Genomic DNA, 17,491 nt, shown 5'->3' on the forward strand with positions numbered 1-17,491 from the left:
CTAATATCATTCTTCTTATTTGATAGTATAACAGAATGCGAACATGTATGCAAACATAGGTTCGAAAAGTGTTTGACAAAAACGTTTGTTCGCTTTATTATGAGAACATACATTCCGAACAAACATTCTTAAAAGGGGTAATGATTATGACATGGTTTAAAAAAAACACACATATCTCAATTTTATTAGGAGCTTGTCTACTATTTGCAGCATATCTTTACATCACTGATCCTGGAAAAGTTAGTTACGCAGAAATCCAAATCGAACATGGGGATAGCTTGTGGTCGTTAGCGGAGCAATATCGTGGTAAAATGAGTACAGATGATTGGATAAAGCTTGTAAAAACTGAAAATGAACTAGCGGATATTAAAATTGTAGCAGGAAAATCTCTAGTCATTCCTGTCGTGAGTGATCAAGCCAGTCCCATCAATACTATCGAAATTGCGAGAAATGAACAATGATAAATAATCAACTGTCGGCTGTTGTCTATTGTCGTGTAAGTACTGAAAAAGAAACACAAAGTTCCTCATTAGAGCGCCAGCAGGAAGAGTTGTTGCACTATGCTAAAGAGCAAGGCTATGCGGTGAAGGGCGTGTTTAAAGATCAGCATAGTGGCTATGATGTAGAACGTGAAGGCTTACTAGAAATGCTTGATTTCATAAAAGATAAGGACATTAATGCCCTTTTTGTACAAGATGAAACTCGTTTAGGACGAGGCAATGCGAGGATGGCTGTATTGCATTTATTACAAAAATCAGCAACGGATGTTTTTTCTATGCGTGATGCAGGCCCAGTCCAATTAAATGAAATGGACACGATGCTGCTTGAAATTTTAGCGATTGTAGAGGAATATCAGCGTAGAATTCATAATGCTAAAATACGCCGTGGTATGCGACGTGCTGTAGAAAACGGTTATCGTCCTGAAAATAATTTATCGAACCGGGGTAATCCGCAAGGTCAGGAGCGTAAAGATCTACCTGTAGATGAAATTGTGAAGCTACGCAAACGAGGATTTACCTTTGAAGAAATTTCTATAACGCTTAGAGGGTTAGGCTTTGAGGTAAGTAAGGCGACTGTACATCGTCGTTTCCAAGAGCACCAAGAAAGATTAGCAGGAAAATAATATTCCTGCTAATCTTTTTTTCTGTAAAGAGACTATTGAAAGGAAGAAAAGCTTTCGATGATAACATGATTAGGCAGTTGGAATGGGTGCTCTTTATTTATTCGGTCATAAAACATGATGCCATTTAAATGATCGATTTCATGTTGTACAACGATAGCCCCATAGCCATGTAACTGAACAATGATTTCATGTCCATCGATGTCGTAAGCTTTAACTTTAATGCGTTCGTATCTCGGTACAAAACCAGGAACAGGACGATTTACAGATAGACAGCCTTCTCCCTCAGGTAGATAAATCATATTAAGGGAATGACTCATTATTTTAGGGTTAATCAGCATCATTTCTTGGTCATCAAAGAGCACAGCAAACATTCGTTTATCTACGCCAATTTGATTAGCAGAGAGTCCACTTCCAGGGCGAAGCTTATATTTTTTTGCTAGAGTAGGATCTTGGCTATTTTTTAAATATTGTAGCATGGATAAGAGGGTATTTCGGTCCTCTGTGGTCACAGGTATCGCCACTTCTTGAGTTTGTTTTCTTAAAATTGTCGAGTGTTCTTTCACGAAATCCTTCATTGTAATCATATAATTGGGGTGAAATTTAGTCATAGATAAACAACCTCATCAATACGACTATTGAGAACCTTAGCAATCTTAAAAGCTAATTCAAGGGTTGGATCATATTTATCATTTTCAATACTATTAATGGTCTGCCTCACAACCCCACATTCTTTTGCAAGAGCAGCCTGCATTAAAATGGACAAAGAAACACTCAATTCATATTCATTAAATTGTGGGTATAATAACACCGCAGTTTTTTTCATTTCACACACTCCTTACCTTTAGATTGTTCCATTCTTCCTGTAAAATAGCGTAATAGTATTCATCCCACCAATCATCTCCGTGTGATATGCATTTTTTAAAAAATCCTTCTTGGCGCATCCCGATCTTTTCCATGACTCGGTATGAAGCTACATTTTCTGGCTGGCATGTGGCGATAATTCGATGAAGTTTCATTTTAGTAAAGCCATAATTTAATAGGGCATGAGCAGCTTCAGAAGCGTAGCCATGATTATGATAGACAGGATTCAAAACCCATCCAATTTCATAAGTATGGTCACCAAAGTATTTGTGGAAAACAAGATGACCAATGACTCGCTGTTGTTCACGTAAAACAATGGCGAAATGTTTTGCTTGCTCGTTGTTATTCTCTGTTATGAAATTTTGAACTTGTTCTTCATTCAACACACCTTCAGGCATATAGTGCATCACTGTTTTATCGGACATATAGCTATAAACAGCCTGCCAATCTTGTGCTTCAAATGTTCGAATAAGTAGTCTCGGTGTTGTGATGTTCACAATATTTCCTCCTATTATCTATCAAATTTTTCCTTTTATAATTAGTTATACACCTCTAACATCTGGAAGTCATGTAAATAATGGCTAAGAAGTGTTTTTAAGGGTTGGTATAACTGCATTTTAAGGGAAACCGTGCTATACTTTGCATACTGAGGTCATTAAGCTAGGTACTGAAAGGTGTGTAACAATGTTATCAAAGGAAAAAATTAACCGAATTAATGAATTATCTGCTAAAGCGAAAAGCGGACAATTAACAGAGGCAGAGGCAAAGGAGCGAACAGCGCTTCGTAAGGAGTACTTAGATACGTTTAGAGCGACTATGCGAGATACGATTGAAAACGTAAAAGTGGTAGACGCAGAAGGAAATGATGTAACCCCAGAGAAGGTAAAACAAGCGAAAAAAAATAAATTTCTAAATTAATGTGACACAATTCAATAAAGTATGTATGAAAACACAAATAGTATAACAAAAGCATTGTTTTCTAAAGCAATGTTGACTAAACTGTAAAAGAACAATATATAGGACGAGAAAGGATGTCACAATATAATGACTCAACACGCGGATCTTTTAGCAATTAATGCTATCCGAACTTTGTCAATCGATGCTATTGAAAAAGCAAATTCTGGTCACCCAGGTTTACCAATGGGGGCAGCGCCAATGGCTTATACGCTTTGGACAAAACAATTACGCCATAATCCAGCAAATCCAAAATGGTTTAACCGTGATCGTTTTGTACTATCAGCAGGCCATGGTTCAATGCTTTTATACAGCTTACTGCACCTTGGAGGCTATGGTTTACCAATGGAAGAAATTCAAAACTTCCGCCAATGGGATTCATTAACACCAGGACATCCTGAATACGGTCATACAGTAGGGGTAGAGGCAACAACTGGTCCTCTTGGACAAGGAATCGCTATGACTGTTGGTATGGCTATGGCTGAGCGCCATTTAGCTGCTACTTACAATAAACCAGGTCATGACATTGTTGACCACTACACATTTGCGCTATGTGGCGATGGTGACTTAATGGAAGGTGTAGCAGCAGAAGCTATTTCATTAGCTGGTCACTTAAAACTTGAAAAATTAATCGTGCTTTACGATTCTAATGATATTTCTTTAGATGGTGACTTAGAAAAGTCATTCTCAGAAAACGTGCAAAAACGCTTCGAATCTTATGGCTGGAATTACTTAAAAGTGGCAGATGGTACAGATGTAGATGCTGTTAATGCTGCTATTGAGGAAGCGAAAAAATCAACTGGCAAACCAACATTAATTGAAGTGAAAACAGTGATTGGTTTTGGTTCTCCAAATAAATCTGGTAAAGCAGATTCACACGGTGCACCACTTGGTACAGATGAAGTTGTCTTAACGAAAGCTGCTTATGAATGGGCACATGAACCATTCCAAATTCCTGCAGAAGTTTACGATACATTTAATGCGGCTGCTGAAGTGCAAGGAGCACAACCAGAGGAAGCTTGGAATGCTAAATTTGCTGCATACAAAGAAGAATTCCCAGAGTTAGCAGCTCAATTCGAGAAAGCGATGAATGGTGAATTACCAGAGGACTTTGCTTCTGAGTTACCAGTATATGAAGCAGGTAAATCTGTAGCAACTCGTTCTTCTTCAGGCGATGCGATTAATGCTATTGCGAAGAAAACACCTTCATTCTTTGGCGGTTCAGCAGACCTTGCTGGCTCCAATAAAACAACGATGAAGGGTGCTGGAGATTTCTCAGCAGACGACTATGCTGGTCGCAACATCTGGTTCGGTGTTCGTGAATTTGCAATGGGTGCTGCTATGAACGGAATGGCTCTTCACGGTGGTTTAAATGTATTCGGTGGTACATTCTTCGTATTCTCTGATTACGTTCGTCCAGCAATTCGTCTTTCTGCATTAATGGGTCTTCCAGTAACATATGTATTCACACATGATTCGATTGCAGTAGGGGAAGATGGTCCAACACATGAACCAATCGAACACCTTGCATCATTACGTGCAATGCCAAACCTATCTGTTATTCGTCCTGCAGATGCAAATGAATCAGCAGTTGCATGGGAGCTTGCAGTAGCATCAGAAAAATCACCAACTGTTCTAGTATTGTCTCGTCAAAACCTACCTGTTCTTGACGCTTCTATTGAAACAGTACGTGATGGCGTAGCGAAAGGTGCTTACACAGTGTCTCCAGCTACGAAAGAAGTAGCAGATGCTATTTTAATTGCAACTGGCTCTGAGGTTTCGCTTGCTGTTGAAGCACAAAAAGCATTAAAAGCAGACGGCGTAGATGTAGCAGTTGTTTCAATGCCATCTATGGATCGCTTTGAAAAACAAGATGCAGCGTACAAAGAATCTGTACTACCAAAAGCTGTAACAAAACGTCTTGCAATTGAAATGGGCGCATCATTCGGCTGGCATAAATATACTGGCTTTGAAGGCGATGTTCTAGCAATTGATAAGTTCGGTGCATCTGCTCCAGGTGAATTAGTAATGGAAAAATACGGCTTCACTGTTGAAAACGTAGTAGCAAAAGTGAAAGCACTATAATTTACAACCAATACCGCAACACGCAGCGAAATAAACATGAGCTGCGTGTTGCGGTACTTTTTATAGCGTCAAACACAGTAATGTAAAAACTCAAAAAGAAGGGTGAGCGAATGAAGAATTATAGTGTTGTGTTATTTGACTTAGATGGAACATTATCTGATCCCAAAACAGGAATCACTAAATCAGTGCAATATGCTTTACATAAGGCAGGCATCGTGGTGAATGATTTGGATGAACTGGAACCTTTCATCGGACCACCATTACAAGTATCTTTTCGAGAAATCTATGGCTTCAATGATAGACAAATAACGCAAGCAATTAGTGATTACCGCGAACGATTTACGGAAAGGGGAATGTTTGAAAATAAACTCTATGAAGATATTCCAGCTTTGTTAGCTAATTTGAAGCAACAAGGATATATATTGACTATTGCCACTTCAAAACCAACTGTCTTTGCAGAACAAATCGTAAAGTACTTTCAGCTAGAATCCTATTTCGATCTTGTCGTAGGTAGTCACTTAGATGGTTCACGTTCTGCCAAAGGTGAGATTATAGCAGAGGTGATACAACAATTTGCTTCCTATCCAAAGGAGCAATTTATTATGATTGGGGATCGAAAATATGATTTGATCGGCGCTCGTGAAAATCAAATTGATGCCATCGGTGTAACATATGGTTTTGGGTCACTAGAAGAATTAAAAAATGAAAAGCCTACATATATTGTGGATCATGTAAACGACCTCCTAAAATACCTCTAAAAGCACGAAAAAACTGCATGTCAAAATGCAGTTTTTTATGTAGGATTATTTAGCAAGTCCGTTTTGGAATGCGTAGACGACGGCTTGTGTACGATCTTGAACTTCTAGCTTGGCTAAAATATTACTAACATGTGTTTTCACCGTTTTTAGGGCGATATATAGCTCATCAGCGATTTCCTGATTCGCTTTGCCCTGAGCCATCAGCAATAATACTTCCATTTCACGTTCAGTCAATTGTTCGTATAGTGGTGTACTATTGCCATGGCGCATGCGGTGCATCATTTTGGAAGTGACCTCTGGCTCTAGCACCGTTTCGCCACCCATCGTTTTACGAATAGCCTCGGCAATTTGTTTGGCATTTGATGTTTTTAAAATATAGCTTACTGCGCCAGCCTCTAAGGCAGGATAGACTTTATCGTCATCTAAAAAACTAGTCACCATCATGATTTTAGCCTCAGGCCATGCTGCTAATATTTCTACTGTCGCCTCTGCTCCTGTCATAACGGGCATCACATTATCCATTAAAATAATATCAGGCCTTAGCGTTAAGGCACGTTCCACAGCCTCTTTGCCGTTCTCAGCCTCACCTACAACCGTAATATCTGGCTGTGCTGAAAGATAGGCTGAAACACCAATCCGTACCATTTCATGATCATCCACTATGAGCACTTGAATCATCGATATGAACCTCCTCCTTATGTAGTGGAATTTTAACCTCCACAATCGTTCCTTCTTCAGGCACGGACACAATTTTATAGGTGCAGCCAATTTCGACAGCTCGTTCAGCTATATTTTGTAAGCCGTACGACGTCGATTTATCAGCCTCCACATCAAAGCCTAACCCATTATCCTGAATTCGTAAAATAGCTAAGTCGTCTCTTGCCACAAGCAGTAATTCGACCTCACTTGCTTTGGCATGACGAAGCGTATTGGAGAGGGCTTCCTGTGCAATACGAAATAAATGATCTTCCTCTGCTTTTGTTAAGGCCATTTCCTCTAGCTCGTATTCAATATGGAAATAAACTTTTTGCTGAAGCTCAATAATTAATTCCTCTAAGCCTTGTGCCAAAGTTTTATTGTGTAGAGCTACAGGTCGTAGATGTAGCAGTAATGCACGCATTTCTAGCTGTGCCTGCTGAACGATTTTCTCCACCTGTTTTAAGCTAGTAGCATGTTCGTCATTTTCAGTTAATGCGGATAGTAACATAGAGGCAGCAAATAGTTGCTGTGACACAGAGTCATGTAGTTCTCTAGCTAGACGTTGGCGTTCAGCAATAATACGCTCCTGAATAATCTTATCATTGGCCTCAGCCCGTTCATTGGATAAACGCTGTAAACTTTTACGTTGCGTATCGATTAATTCACTCGTTTGGACAAGAGCTTTTTTTAACGATTTCGGAAGAGCTTGTTTTTGAGGAAAAACAAAATCAGGCTCGATTAATTGTTTCACTATACGTGTTGCCTGCGCTTCTCGTGCCCTTGCAGTCATACTGATCCAGCTGGCAAACAGGAAGCTAAGAATAAACAGACTAACTATAATGATGCCACCTAGAGGGATATTATCGTAATTCTGCTGCCACAAGGGCTCCCATGTTTTTTCATCAGGATTGCCCCATAGTGCGACAAGAAGACCGAAAACAGCACTCATTAAAATAAAAAATAATGTAAATAATCTTGAGATAAAGGCAATCATTTTCGTAGCACCTCCAAATCTCCAAGCCAGGTTGCGACATGAATAATCAGTACACGTTTAGCATCCTCAGGGTTGCCATCGGAGAAAGTAATACTTTCATTTAATATACGTTGTGGCCCGACATGTAAGCAGGTAAGCTCACCAAATAACGTCGTATACTGTAAACGGAATGGAATTTCATAAGGAATATAAATTTGAACTTTACCGATACCTTGTCGAATTGTAATTAGACTAGTACCAGCAGGTAAAATCGTTTGCGTTGTATCGATGGTAATATCTCCTGCAAGGCGCTGAATTTGTACATCTTGCCATTTATATGCTTCTGTAGGCGCTGGCATTGTGCCAATTAAGTCATTTTTAATTGTAGGAAGCTTTTCAAAAAGCTCAGCACCAACTACTTTTGGCTCGTTTTCTCTTTGTAAGTATTGATAGAGCATATATAAGAGCATGATGACGATAAATAAACGTAAGCTCCACATCGTGAACAAAGCAATGGCAATAAAGAAAATTCCTGTCCATTTAAAAAATCGAACTTTTTTGGAAAAACTTAAATAAAGAAGTACAGCCCCAATCAATAAACAGAAGGCACCACCGTTATTAAAAATAGTTAGCTCCACGAAGACGAGTAAAAAGAAGCAAAGTACCCAAAATGTGAGCTTATTTGTTGTGAAATTTTGCAAGAGGGTCACCCTTCCTTCTAGAAATTGATGTGAGAAGCTGAACTTCTCTACATGCTTTAATACCTTTCAAGCATTTTTTTCAATGTGTCATTTATTAGTGTGACATCAAGTTTGTTTGGATAGTGAGCAGAGTGTTGTAATGTGATAAACTCCTTGCCATTTGGTGCATCTAAAATCTCGTAATATTGTTTAGATAATTCATAATTTGCCTGTTTATCATATATTCCATGAATAAGATAAACAGGGATTTCTATAGTTTTAACAGTTTCAAAAAAATTAGTAAGGATAATTTCTTTTTTTAATTCCTTGCTTTTGATAAGACTAAATTGGGGACCAGAAATAAATGCATGATAAATATCTTGTAAAGAATAGTCAGGTGATGTGAAAGCCCCTTTGATTAAATTAAAAAGGTTCACCTTTTCTATGGTATCATCAGAATAATTCATTCCTTTATATTGATTGATAAGTTTACTAAACTGGTCTTCATCTTCTTCAAGATAGGGTTTTTTATCAAAACTCTCCAAGATTCTAAGAGTTTTCTCATCGTCAATTGCTTGGGCTTCGTTCTTTAGCCACTCATAACCAAGTTCCTGTCCCTTTGTTGGATTCGTTAATTGCGAAATACCTAGATAAGCGTGAAACTTTTCGGGATATTGAGCTATTAATTGTGTTCCGATTACTGTTCCAAAAGATTGCCCAATGATAAAGATCTTTTCCTGTTTGTAATGTACTCTTATAAAATCCACAATACTATTAGCATCCTCAGTGAATTGAGCTAGGTTCATTGTGTTCAATGATAAGTTTTTATTATAACTTTTACCAGAACCACGTTGATCATAAAATACAGCTACGCAATTCTCAGTAATCTCAGGAAACAGTGTTCTAGCACTTACCCCATATGGAAACGGGGAGCCAGGGCCACCATGTAGGAATAAAACAAAAAGGTTTTTCTTTATCTTGCCCTTCTACTAATATAAATTGTTTATCTCCATTTACAGTTATTTCTTTTATTTCACTAATACCACCATTTTCAATAATGGCCGCACTTTGTTGTTTTATCTGCTGTTGAACAATGAAACGATAACACAATAAGCAGATTGTTAGTACAAGGAAAAAAATTAAAGCAAAAAGGCAGATTTTAATCATATGATGAACCCACTTTTTAATTTTCATCTTAGTTAATTCCTTTTCCAGTATAAATCGCTAGTACAATACCCAAATCAAGGTGACTACAAATATCAATAAACCACCAAGGAAAAATGCTATTGCAAAATCTGTTGCATTGAACTTTCTGTGATTTGGAAGAGAAAAGCTCCTATAAACTAGACTACTTTTCTTCAAAGAAATGGGATGCTTCCTAAATAGAGGCATCCCTTATCTCTTTATATTATACCATGTTATTTATTTTCAATTAGCAGTGGTGAGCTATCTTCTACTGCTTTTTTTTCTAATTCTGCGAGTCTTGCCTCAAAAGTTGTTAGCTCATGATCTTTATCGATTTGATAAGCTAATTTATCGATATACGCTTCTAAATCTTCAAAGTTTGTTTTATTGTTTTTTGCAATCATTCCATCCATTTGATGATGGGCGCGAGTTACATTTTCTTTCCCCATCAGCTGTAATTGACGCACTTTCATATCTTTAATTTTATGCTTCATTGTTTCAAATTTACGCTCAAGCTCGAAGTATTCACGTGTACTTGCTTCAATGCTAGCTTGTAATGTAAGGTTACGGGCTGAATAAGCTGTTACTTCATCCGTAGCGAAATCAATTAAGTCCTGCTCTCCGCTCGTTTTTGCTAGTGCCAATTGAGATTCACGTTTCGCTAGTAAATCTGCGTTTTCTTTATATTCTTGCTCTAGCTTTTCTTTTAATTGCCCTTGTCGCTCTAATAATTTGCCTGTTTGTTCTGTTTGTTTTTCTGCTTCACGAATGTATTGATTTAACATCGCAATCGGATTTTTTTGTTCCTTCTTATCAAATAATTGGTGTAAGTCTGCCTCTATTGTATATCTAAAACGTTGAAATAAGTTCATTTAAAATCGCTCCTTTTATTTTGTTAAATTTGACCATTCTTTTTCAAAGTTTGTAAACGGATCTTCTTCTTTTTTTCCTTCAATTGTAGGGATTTTTACATCTTCGCCATTCCATTTTTTATAGATAACATAGATAATGGCGATGGCAGCAAGACCTACCATTGCTGGAATGTTAGACACTGCTGATAGGACACCGATTAGACCAACTGTAAACCAGAAAATTTTACCGAAAGATGACTTACTAGCAATGTAGAAGTGCATGCCCAGTGCTACAAATAATCCAGAGAATAATAACCCCGCCAGTGGTCCAATTAACGCTAGTGCAACACATGCTGCAATGACGCCTCCAGTTAATAAAAGAAATTTTTTCATTTGTTTTAGCTCCTTTCGTTTGTACCTTTATGTTACCTATTTACAAGATTGTCTAAAACGGACTCGAAATTGATTTTGAACTAGGTCTTGAGGCTGAGATTCATCTAAGCAGCCAAAATAGAAGCTTTTTAGCCGTGTTTAATAAGACTTTTTCTTGTTTTTGGAAAAATATTAATTATTTTTGGTTGGAAATACCATTTGTCATAAAGTCATTTATAGACCCGAAACTAGAATTTTTTCGACAAAAATAGAAGAGAGATCCCTCCTTCGTTTGACAAATAAACAAGATTGAATGAGCTATACTTATGAAAAAGAAACTGAGCGAAGGAGGATTTCTGGTGAGAACCTATTCTATATATAAGATAAAAGAAGAGCATTTAACGTTTATTTTTGGCAGAGAGCGTAAGTTGTTAGAGATGATGCAAGGTTGTGAAGATGCCAATGAGAAATCCTTAAAAGAGCTTGCATATATATGTGAATCCGTTCGTTTTGAGGAGATTGCAGCCATGTTAGAGCATCAACTTGATTCCAAATATGCACACCTAGAAAGAGCTCGTAATGCTTTGTTTTTAGAACATCCGATCAAAGGTAAAATGGCTATTTATTTAGTAGATCGTAAAATTTGTGTTTACTGTGAAGGTTCGCGAATGCTAGATTTAGATTTATTTCAAATGCTTGCTAAAATGAGTGAACGTTTTATTGCTTTTAATAAACAGGATAATGAGTGTGGGTGGTTAAAGCCGATGAAGTATACAATGCACTAGGAAAATTCACTACAATATATAGTAACACGCTATTATTTGGTGTATAATGGAGCGTGGAGAGTTTTTCTCGGTATATTGTAGTGGAGGAGGTTGGTTGTATGCCTACATGGGGCTGGATTATTATCGTAATTATCGCATTAGCAGCGGGCGCAGCACTTGGTTTCTATTTCGCTCGTCAAGCTATGATGAAATATTTGAAAGAAAACCCACCTATTAATGAGCAAATGATTCGTATGATGATGGCGCAAATGGGTCGTACGCCGTCTGAAAAGCAAGTACGTCAAATGATGGCGCAAATGAATAAATTCCAGAAGTAATTTGGAATGTTCCGAGCAACTAGTTCAAGCTTAACTAGTTGTTTTTTTATTTTTAATAGTATTTAAATAATTCTTAAAAATCATACAACTCTATCGGGAAACTATGTATAATGGAGTTACTATACGGAAGGGAGTAGTGTATATTGCAAAAAGAAAAAACAAATGTAGAAAGTTTTGATCTAGATCATACAAAAGTAAAGGCACCTTATGTTCGTTTAGCAGGTGTGAAAACGGGCAAAAATGGCGATGAGGTATATAAATACGATATTCGCTTTAAACAGCCAAATAAGGAGCATATGGAAATGCCTGCATTGCATTCTTTGGAGCATTTATCTGCTGACATTATCCGTAATTACTCTGATCATATTGTTGATTTCAGTCCAATGGGTTGTCAAACAGGCTTCTATGTGTCCTTGATCAATCATAATGATTATGAGGATTTATTAGCTATTTTAGAGAACACATTTACAGATGTGACAAAGGCAACCGCAGTGCCTGCCTGCAATGAAGTGCAATGTGGCTGGGCTGCTAGCCATAGTTTAGAAGGGGCCCAAGCATTAGCGAAAGAGTTTTTAGCGAAACGTGATGAATGGCATATTATTTTTGAAGATTAAATAAAATAAAAACCTTGCGAGTAAAATAACGCAAGGTTTTTCATTGCCCTAAAAATGGAATGGAATGACATTCGAAGAAGAGGAATCCCGATTGATTTTTTGATAAATAAAATTGTCTAAAAAATCATGAATTAAATCCTCATATTCATCCATATTTTCATTAAAGGATTGTGCATGTGCCCCCGTATCAAAAAGTTTTAATTTTTTTGGACCGGTTTTTTTATTGTAGAGATCGAGTGACATGGAAGCTGGAATAAACGTATCTGGAATACTATGGATAAAGAGCACAGGTTTTTCAATATGTGTGACGGCTTCGGCAGGTGTTACACTTTTAAATGAGTAACCATCTCGGAGACGAACAAAAAAGTCAGCAAAACGAATAGGAATAATGGAGCCATATTTAAATTCAGTTTTTGCAATTTGTTTGAGTAACATAGAAAAATCAGAGAATGCACAATCTGAGATATAAAAATCAGCTCCATCTTCAACCGTTCCTGCATAGAGGAGCATGGTTGCAGCACCCATCGATTCACCATGAATGCCAAGAATAGCATCCTCGCCAATCATGGCTTTTACTGTTTTCACAACGGCATCAAGATCATTCTTCTCATAGTAGCCATAGCTGGTTGTCTTGCCTCCCGATTCACCGTGGCGACGGTGGTCAAATATAACGGAATTATAGCCAAGTCTTTCAAATAGGCGAGCATATTTCACGGAATTTATTTTATTTTCGGTAACCCCGTGGCAAATGATGATGGTGTTATTGGTTTGCAAAGGCTGAAACATAATGCCTCGAATTGAGTAGCCATTTGGGGAATCAATATTCAGCTCACATTTCAAGTTTTTATTGTACCAAGCCTCATCAAAGCGCTTTGCGGTCGTTTCTCGTTCCCGAATAAATTCAGGGTCTTTTTGTTGGATATACATTAATTTATTGGAAAGCGCAAAGCCGAACAGACCTGTTGCAGCTGCGGCTAGCGTTGTTGTAATACCAGAGAATAAAAGCATCTTCTTTTTCATCATAAAACACCTCCACATGCTGTTTCTTATTTGTAATGTTCCCAACTAAGATTGTTTAAAACACGTCAACATTTTACAATATCTTTGGCAAAACTACGATTATTTCTATTATCGAAAATCGTCATAATATTTGTTAAAATATACATATCTGCTAGTAGCATATGCATGCAGTGTTGATTTTTGAACGGGGAAAAGGGGAGAATGATTATGACAAACGAGGTAGTAATCGTGAGTGCGGTGCGTACAGCTATCGGCTCATTTCAGGGGACATTAAAAGACGTACCAGCGACAACGTTAGGCAGCATTGTCATTAAAGAGGCATTAGCACGTGCTGGCGTAGCAGGGGAACACGTCGATGAGGTCATTATGGGGAATGTTTTAGCGGCTGGACTTGGACAAAATCCAGCTCGTCAAGCAGCAATTAAGGCTGGTTTACCACATGAGGTTTCTGCATTAACAATTAATAAAGTATGTGGATCAGGTTTAAAGGCAGTTCATTTAGCAACACAGGCGATTATAGCGGGAGATGCTGAGATTGTTGTTGCAGGTGGATTTGAAAATATGAGTCAGGCTCCATATGTCTTAAAAAATGCACGAGAAGGCTTCCGAATGGGCGATCAAAAGGTAGTAGATACAATGATTCATGATGGCCTATGGTGTGCTTTTAATGATTATCATATGGGGATTACAGCTGAAAATTTATGTGATATGTACCAAATTTCTCGAGAAGAGCAGGATGCTTTTGCAGCTCGTTCTCAGCAACGTGCAGAGGCAGCGATTGCAGCTGGCAAGTTTGAAGATGAAATCGTCGCTGTCGAAATTCCACAGCGTAAGGGAGAGCCACTTCTTTTCAATCAAGATGAATTCCCACGAGCAGGTGTGACAGCGGAGTCCCTAGCTAAGCTACGACCAGCATTTAAAAAGGATGGCTCTGTCACAGCAGCGAACGCATCTGGTATTAATGATGGTGCGGCAGCGGTAGTGGTGATGTCAAAGGAAAAAGCACAAGAGCTAGGAATTCAACCGATGGCGATTATTACAGCGAATGCTAGTGCTGGTGTAGATCCTGCTATTATGGGGACAGGTCCTGTAAAAGCAGTACAAAAAGCGCTGACAAAGGCCGAGATTACTTTAAACGATATCGATTTAATTGAGGCAAATGAAGCATTTGCAGCACAATCGATTGCTGTAGATCGTGAATTAAGCTTTAATCATGATAAACTAAATGTTAACGGGGGTGCTATTGCTCTTGGTCACCCAATCGGTGCAAGTGGTGCTCGTATTTTGGTAACGCTATTACATGAGATGGAAAAGCGTGATGTGAGCACGGGCTTAGCCACATTATGTATCGGTGGTGGACAAGGCGTAGCAACAGTAGTGAAGCGCCCTTGATGTCAATAAGAAGGTGAATGAAATGGGAAAGAAACGAAAACAGCAACAACATACAGATAATAGCTTAACAGCTAGCCTACCTAAGCAAGAGGCGGTCACATTAGCGGATCAGCTAGGTGGCGATGTGCTAGCAAAATTAAAAGCAGCGAAGCAAGATTTAACTGCGAAAGAGCAGGCAACAGAAGAAGAACGCCAAGCAAAACTAGCTTTTGAACGTAAACAACGTGAAAAAAATAAATCGTTTGAAGAACTACTAAACGAATATGGCGATAAAGGCTCTAAATTTTAAGAAAAAAGCAGTGAATTCACACAGGTGGGTTCACTGTTTTGTCTTTTACAGCATTAAAATTATGTCGTTATAGTCGATATATAAAGAGAGATTTTTGAATTCAATGGAACGGGAGACGCTGCCAATAACATATACCTAATTGTAGTTTAGTATCGATTAAATTATGTTAGGAGAACAACATGGTAGAATTACAGACAGAAAGAATAAGTTTAATTCCTTTAAACGCCAAGTATCTAAAATTACTAATAGAGCATGAGGAGCGAATGGCGGAGGAATTGTCATTGTCTAAAGGTGTAGGGAGTTTAGATTGCGAGCTTAAACAAGCGCTGTATTTTAGACTTTCCAAAGTAGTAGAAGATGAGCAAAACTATCTGTGGCATACGAATTGGTTACTTGTGTTAACAGAAAAAAATTGTGCTGTTGGTGGCATAATGCTAAAAGGTATGCCGAATGAGCAAGAGGAAGTTGTGATTGGGTATTATACTTTTCCTTATTATCAGGGGCAGGGCTATATGACAGAATCAATCATCGCTCTAAAAAACTGGTTACTTCATCAGCCAAATGTAAAATACGTTATTGCAGATACCGAAAAAGATAATGTGGCATCCCATCGAGTTTTAGAAAAAGCAGGAGCTGCCTTGTATAAAGAAACAAACTCCCTCTATTTTTGGAGGTTCCAACTTTGAAATAAATGGCTATGACAAAAGGCTATGATTGTACCTTTTGTCTTTATGTTGTTGAAAAAAGGTAATGTCACAAGAAAAAGATTTTTTAGCAAGGCGTGGGGTTGATTTCCGTTCCGCCAGAGATCTTTCCGTGGGGCGTCCGATGAGCCGCTTCACTGTGACGCTAAATCCCCTAGGAGTGATGCTGGCTCCGCTCAATCAACCATGCTGCAAAAGTGCCACTTCATGGTCCTTCATAGTAGCAGTAGTGAATAAAATATTTCTATTTTTAGAGAGTGGAGAAGGGATTCATCACAACGACCATCAATAAAGTGAGTAGTGAACACCTTCATTTTATTTGTGAAACCTTTGTAAAAAATAGCGCTCTTTTGCGGAACGGCAAACCTTTTTTACTTTAATTTCGATGGATTTTTTGTTATTCAACACAATGAAGACAAAAGGCTAGGATAATGCCTTTTGTCTTTTATTTTTGAGTATTTTTCTCAGTGCTACAGCGAGACTAACAAAAACAATGGCTCCAGCTGTATCGACAAGTACATCCTGAGCACTCATTGTACGACCTGGTGTAAAGCTTTGGCGAAATTCATCAAGCGTAGCAATCACAGCTGTTCCACCAATGGCAATACTTGCTGCAAAACGTCGTTTTCCCCAGGCAAAGTATAGGCCAAGTGCGATACAGCCAAATCCCATGAAGTGTGTCAATTTACGAATTAAAAACTCTACAAATGGAAAATAACCACGTTCTTCAACTGAAACGATGGTTCCCCAATAGGGAATTTTTAAAATAGATAGTTGTTTTTCAAAAGGTTTATTGGCAAGCAAATCTTCTAATTCTGGTAGTATGCTCTGTTGCTCATAGGTCATACTAGAGGAGATTACTAGTACAACTAGACAAATGATAAAAATTAGCCATTTTTTCATCGATGTTCTTGATAAATCTCATTTTTTGTTCGCTCATTCGCTAACTTAAAATCTGTTATGGAATTGATTTTCTCGTAGGCAGCAAGTGTTTGAGCTAGCTGTTGTTGTGAGCTTGCGCCAATGACCGTAGAAGCGATTGTCGGCTCTTTCAGATTAAAAGCGATAGCCAATGCATGCAAATCATCATAGTGTGAAGCTAAGTCTGTTAACGTTGTTGTTAACTCCTCAGCTGTATAGGTGTTAAAACCATTAACCTGTTGTAGACGTTGTTGCCAGCTATTCGTTAATAAGCCCTTTGCCACTGTGCCACGTGTTACAACAGATGCACCTTGACTCGCAATAAACTCAAGCCATTCTTCAGGGCGGCGATCTAGAGCACTATATTGCATCATAACGCTTTTAGCTGAGCTTACAGGTAAAAACCGTTGCAAAACATTTGGACGAATAGAGGAAATGCCATATTCACGAATGAGCCCGTCTTTTTTCAATCCCTCAAAAGTGTCAATAATTCCATCCCAATCATCCTCGATTGTGCCACCGTGTAATTGATATACATCAATATAGTCCGTTCCTAAACGTTGTAAGCTAGCATGGACAGCTTCTTTTATATAGGATGGTGATGCATCCCACTGCCAGCCATCTACACCTTCTACCCAACGATTACCTACTTTTGTTGCTAAGATGACATCATGACGACGTTTACCTAACGTTGTGCCAATAATCTCTTCGTTAGCACCATAATCATATAAATCAGCTGTATCTATATAATTAATACCAGCATCTAGTGCCATATCGACAATGGCAGCTGCTTGTGTTTTATCTGTCGAAAGAGACATGCCTCCTAAACTAATCTCTGAAATAAACAATTCGCTTGTACCAAGCTGTCTTTTTTTCATACGAATGACCTCCTTCGATTTCTCTACTTG

At 38.2% G+C, this 17,491-nt stretch carries 24 protein-coding genes; 11 read left to right on the forward strand and 13 right to left on the reverse strand.

All coding sequences use genetic code 11. From position 1 onward, the window contains the following. Positions 1–146 precede the first annotated feature (146 nt). Together yneA and ACEVFT_RS08980 are read left to right on the forward strand one after the other, a co-directional pair. Entirely contained in the window at positions 147–461 is a 315-nt protein-coding gene (yneA, locus tag ACEVFT_RS08975) for a cell division suppressor protein YneA (protein WP_016992001.1), read from the forward strand. Further along, positions 458–1,123 carry a YneB family resolvase-like protein gene (locus ACEVFT_RS08980; protein WP_205442098.1) on the forward strand — a complete coding sequence of 222 codons (666 nt, stop codon included), beginning with the start codon at positions 458–460 and terminating at the stop codon, positions 1,121–1,123. Before yneA ends, ACEVFT_RS08980 begins: the two co-directional genes overlap by 4 nt. Positions 1,124–1,155: 32 nt before the next feature. Here the strand turns inward: ACEVFT_RS08980 and def are convergent, their stop codons facing one another. Genes def through ACEVFT_RS08995 form a run of 3 tightly spaced genes read right to left on the reverse strand, consistent with a single transcriptional unit; the run spans position 1,156 to position 2,481 of the window. Then, on the reverse strand, positions 1,156–1,731 hold the full coding sequence (gene def, locus ACEVFT_RS08985) for a peptide deformylase (RefSeq protein ID WP_393949293.1): 576 nt from the start codon (positions 1,729–1,731) through the stop codon (positions 1,156–1,158). Next, on the reverse strand, positions 1,728–1,946 hold the full coding sequence (locus ACEVFT_RS08990; protein ID WP_393949296.1) for a helix-turn-helix transcriptional regulator: 219 nt from the start codon (positions 1,944–1,946) through the stop codon (positions 1,728–1,730). The genes def and ACEVFT_RS08990 overlap by 4 nt, the downstream gene beginning before the upstream one ends. Before the next feature lies 1 nt (position 1,947). Further along, positions 1,948–2,481, reverse strand: coding sequence for a GNAT family N-acetyltransferase (locus ACEVFT_RS08995; RefSeq protein ID WP_393949298.1), 534 nt, complete (start codon positions 2,479–2,481; stop codon positions 1,948–1,950). 187 nt (positions 2,482–2,668) lie between these two features. Between ACEVFT_RS08995 and ACEVFT_RS09000 the strand changes: the two genes are divergently transcribed. The 3 genes from ACEVFT_RS09000 (at position 2,669) to ACEVFT_RS09010 (ending at position 5,781) form a co-directional block, all read left to right on the forward strand. Beyond that, positions 2,669–2,902 carry a DUF896 domain-containing protein gene (locus tag ACEVFT_RS09000; RefSeq protein ID WP_205442101.1) on the forward strand — a complete coding sequence of 78 codons (234 nt, stop codon included), beginning with the start codon at positions 2,669–2,671 and terminating at the stop codon, positions 2,900–2,902. A gap of 126 nt (positions 2,903–3,028) precedes the next feature. Continuing rightward, positions 3,029–5,023 (forward strand): transketolase, encoded by a 1,995-nt coding sequence (gene tkt, locus ACEVFT_RS09005; RefSeq protein WP_393949301.1) that lies wholly within the window; start codon positions 3,029–3,031, stop codon positions 5,021–5,023. Positions 5,024–5,133: 110 nt separating this feature from the next. Continuing rightward, positions 5,134–5,781: an HAD family hydrolase gene (locus tag ACEVFT_RS09010; RefSeq protein ID WP_393949303.1), complete on the forward strand. Its 648-nt coding sequence runs from the start codon at positions 5,134–5,136 to the stop codon at positions 5,779–5,781. A gap of 45 nt (positions 5,782–5,826) precedes the next feature. Here the strand turns inward: ACEVFT_RS09010 and ACEVFT_RS09015 are convergent, their stop codons facing one another. The 7 genes from ACEVFT_RS09015 to ACEVFT_RS09045 all read right to left on the reverse strand — a co-directional run bounded on the left by ACEVFT_RS09015 (position 5,827) and on the right by ACEVFT_RS09045 (position 10,562). Then, positions 5,827–6,459 carry a response regulator transcription factor gene (locus ACEVFT_RS09015; protein WP_393949304.1) on the reverse strand — a complete coding sequence of 211 codons (633 nt, stop codon included), beginning with the start codon at positions 6,457–6,459 and terminating at the stop codon, positions 5,827–5,829. Beyond that, a complete protein-coding gene (locus ACEVFT_RS09020) occupies positions 6,434–7,474 on the reverse strand; it encodes a sensor histidine kinase (RefSeq protein ID WP_205442105.1) in 1,041 nt (346 codons plus the stop codon). Before ACEVFT_RS09020 ends, ACEVFT_RS09015 begins: the two co-directional genes overlap by 26 nt. Beyond that, the gene (gene liaF, locus ACEVFT_RS09025; RefSeq protein WP_393949307.1) at positions 7,471–8,154 is read right to left on the reverse strand and encodes a cell wall-active antibiotics response protein LiaF; all 684 of its coding nucleotides are present in this window, start codon (positions 8,152–8,154) and stop codon (positions 7,471–7,473) included. Before liaF ends, ACEVFT_RS09020 begins: the two co-directional genes overlap by 4 nt. Before the next feature lie 56 nt (positions 8,155–8,210). Beyond that, positions 8,211–9,110: an alpha/beta fold hydrolase gene (locus tag ACEVFT_RS09030; protein WP_393949345.1), complete on the reverse strand. Its 900-nt coding sequence runs from the start codon at positions 9,108–9,110 to the stop codon at positions 8,211–8,213. Next, positions 9,037–9,327, reverse strand: coding sequence for a hypothetical protein (locus ACEVFT_RS09035; protein ID WP_393949310.1), 291 nt, complete (start codon positions 9,325–9,327; stop codon positions 9,037–9,039). Before ACEVFT_RS09035 ends, ACEVFT_RS09030 begins: the two co-directional genes overlap by 74 nt. A 224-nt stretch (positions 9,328–9,551) precedes the next feature. Beyond that, positions 9,552–10,190, reverse strand: coding sequence for a PspA/IM30 family protein (locus ACEVFT_RS09040; RefSeq protein WP_393949313.1), 639 nt, complete (start codon positions 10,188–10,190; stop codon positions 9,552–9,554). Between the two features lie 15 nt (positions 10,191–10,205). Beyond that, on the reverse strand, positions 10,206–10,562 hold the full coding sequence (locus ACEVFT_RS09045; RefSeq protein ID WP_048391315.1) for a lmo0954 family membrane protein: 357 nt from the start codon (positions 10,560–10,562) through the stop codon (positions 10,206–10,208). Between the two features lie 338 nt (positions 10,563–10,900). Between ACEVFT_RS09045 and sirA the strand changes: the two genes are divergently transcribed. The 3 genes from sirA to ACEVFT_RS09060 all read left to right on the forward strand — a co-directional run bounded on the left by sirA (position 10,901) and on the right by ACEVFT_RS09060 (position 12,257). Continuing rightward, positions 10,901–11,326: a sporulation inhibitor of replication protein SirA gene (gene sirA, locus ACEVFT_RS09050; protein WP_004232148.1), complete on the forward strand. Its 426-nt coding sequence runs from the start codon at positions 10,901–10,903 to the stop codon at positions 11,324–11,326. 98 nt (positions 11,327–11,424) lie between these two features. Further along, positions 11,425–11,643, forward strand: coding sequence for a YneF family protein (locus ACEVFT_RS09055; protein WP_004232154.1), 219 nt, complete (start codon positions 11,425–11,427; stop codon positions 11,641–11,643). A gap of 143 nt (positions 11,644–11,786) precedes the next feature. After that, positions 11,787–12,257, forward strand: a complete 471-nt coding sequence (locus ACEVFT_RS09060) for an S-ribosylhomocysteine lyase (RefSeq protein WP_004232156.1) — start codon at positions 11,787–11,789, stop codon at positions 12,255–12,257. A 48-nt stretch (positions 12,258–12,305) separates the two neighbouring features. Here the strand turns inward: ACEVFT_RS09060 and ACEVFT_RS09065 are convergent, their stop codons facing one another. After that, entirely contained in the window at positions 12,306–13,277 is a 972-nt protein-coding gene (locus tag ACEVFT_RS09065) for an alpha/beta hydrolase (protein WP_342546890.1), read from the reverse strand. 207 nt (positions 13,278–13,484) lie between these two features. Here ACEVFT_RS09065 and ACEVFT_RS09070 point away from each other — a divergent pair, with 207 nt between their 5' ends. The 3 genes from ACEVFT_RS09070 (at position 13,485) to ACEVFT_RS09080 (ending at position 15,644) form a co-directional block, all read left to right on the forward strand. After that, complete coding sequence (locus tag ACEVFT_RS09070; RefSeq protein ID WP_393949315.1) at positions 13,485–14,669, forward strand: acetyl-CoA C-acetyltransferase; 1,185 nt, start codon at positions 13,485–13,487, stop codon at positions 14,667–14,669. A gap of 22 nt (positions 14,670–14,691) precedes the next feature. Next, entirely contained in the window at positions 14,692–14,958 is a 267-nt protein-coding gene (locus tag ACEVFT_RS09075; protein WP_393949318.1) for a YqkE family protein, read from the forward strand. A gap of 179 nt (positions 14,959–15,137) precedes the next feature. Further along, on the forward strand, positions 15,138–15,644 hold the full coding sequence (locus ACEVFT_RS09080) for a GNAT family N-acetyltransferase (protein WP_393949319.1): 507 nt from the start codon (positions 15,138–15,140) through the stop codon (positions 15,642–15,644). A gap of 441 nt (positions 15,645–16,085) precedes the next feature. Here ACEVFT_RS09080 and ACEVFT_RS09085 read toward each other — a convergent pair whose 3' ends face one another. Together ACEVFT_RS09085 and ACEVFT_RS09090 are read right to left on the reverse strand one after the other, a co-directional pair. Next, a complete protein-coding gene (locus ACEVFT_RS09085) occupies positions 16,086–16,565 on the reverse strand; it encodes a VanZ family protein (protein WP_205442113.1) in 480 nt (159 codons plus the stop codon). Then, positions 16,562–17,461, reverse strand: a complete 900-nt coding sequence (locus ACEVFT_RS09090) for an aldo/keto reductase (RefSeq protein WP_205442114.1) — start codon at positions 17,459–17,461, stop codon at positions 16,562–16,564. Before ACEVFT_RS09090 ends, ACEVFT_RS09085 begins: the two co-directional genes overlap by 4 nt. Positions 17,462–17,491: the final 30 nt, after the last annotated feature.

Origin of the sequence: Lysinibacillus sp. PWR01, from assembly GCF_043359455.1 — a bacterium.
GTDB lineage: Bacteria > Bacillota > Bacilli > Bacillales_A > Planococcaceae > Lysinibacillus > Lysinibacillus fusiformis_F.

Coding starts and splice junctions, on each gene's coding strand:
- yneA (WP_016992001.1), top strand. CDS start 147: ATGACATGGTTTAAAAAAAACACACATATCTCAATTTTATTAGGAGCT.
- ACEVFT_RS08980 (WP_205442098.1), top strand. CDS start 458: ATGATAAATAATCAACTGTCGGCTGTTGTCTATTGTCGTGTAAGTACT.
- def (WP_393949293.1), bottom strand. CDS start 1,731: ATGACTAAATTTCACCCCAATTATATGATTACAATGAAGGATTTCGTG.
- ACEVFT_RS08990 (WP_393949296.1), bottom strand. CDS start 1,946: ATGAAAAAAACTGCGGTGTTATTATACCCACAATTTAATGAATATGAA.
- ACEVFT_RS09000 (WP_205442101.1), top strand. CDS start 2,669: ATGTTATCAAAGGAAAAAATTAACCGAATTAATGAATTATCTGCTAAA.
- tkt (WP_393949301.1), top strand. CDS start 3,029: ATGACTCAACACGCGGATCTTTTAGCAATTAATGCTATCCGAACTTTG.
- ACEVFT_RS09010 (WP_393949303.1), top strand. CDS start 5,134: ATGAAGAATTATAGTGTTGTGTTATTTGACTTAGATGGAACATTATCT.
- ACEVFT_RS09015 (WP_393949304.1), bottom strand. CDS start 6,459: ATGATTCAAGTGCTCATAGTGGATGATCATGAAATGGTACGGATTGGT.
- ACEVFT_RS09020 (WP_205442105.1), bottom strand. CDS start 7,474: ATGATTGCCTTTATCTCAAGATTATTTACATTATTTTTTATTTTAATG.
- ACEVFT_RS09035 (WP_393949310.1), bottom strand. CDS start 9,327: ATGAAAATTAAAAAGTGGGTTCATCATATGATTAAAATCTGCCTTTTT.
- ACEVFT_RS09040 (WP_393949313.1), bottom strand. CDS start 10,190: ATGAACTTATTTCAACGTTTTAGATATACAATAGAGGCAGACTTACAC.
- ACEVFT_RS09045 (WP_048391315.1), bottom strand. CDS start 10,562: ATGAAAAAATTTCTTTTATTAACTGGAGGCGTCATTGCAGCATGTGTT.
- ACEVFT_RS09055 (WP_004232154.1), top strand. CDS start 11,425: ATGCCTACATGGGGCTGGATTATTATCGTAATTATCGCATTAGCAGCG.
- ACEVFT_RS09065 (WP_342546890.1), bottom strand. CDS start 13,277: ATGAAAAAGAAGATGCTTTTATTCTCTGGTATTACAACAACGCTAGCC.
- ACEVFT_RS09070 (WP_393949315.1), top strand. CDS start 13,485: ATGACAAACGAGGTAGTAATCGTGAGTGCGGTGCGTACAGCTATCGGC.
- ACEVFT_RS09075 (WP_393949318.1), top strand. CDS start 14,692: ATGGGAAAGAAACGAAAACAGCAACAACATACAGATAATAGCTTAACA.
- ACEVFT_RS09080 (WP_393949319.1), top strand. CDS start 15,138: ATGGTAGAATTACAGACAGAAAGAATAAGTTTAATTCCTTTAAACGCC.
- ACEVFT_RS09085 (WP_205442113.1), bottom strand. CDS start 16,565: ATGAAAAAATGGCTAATTTTTATCATTTGTCTAGTTGTACTAGTAATC.
- ACEVFT_RS09090 (WP_205442114.1), bottom strand. CDS start 17,461: ATGAAAAAAAGACAGCTTGGTACAAGCGAATTGTTTATTTCAGAGATT.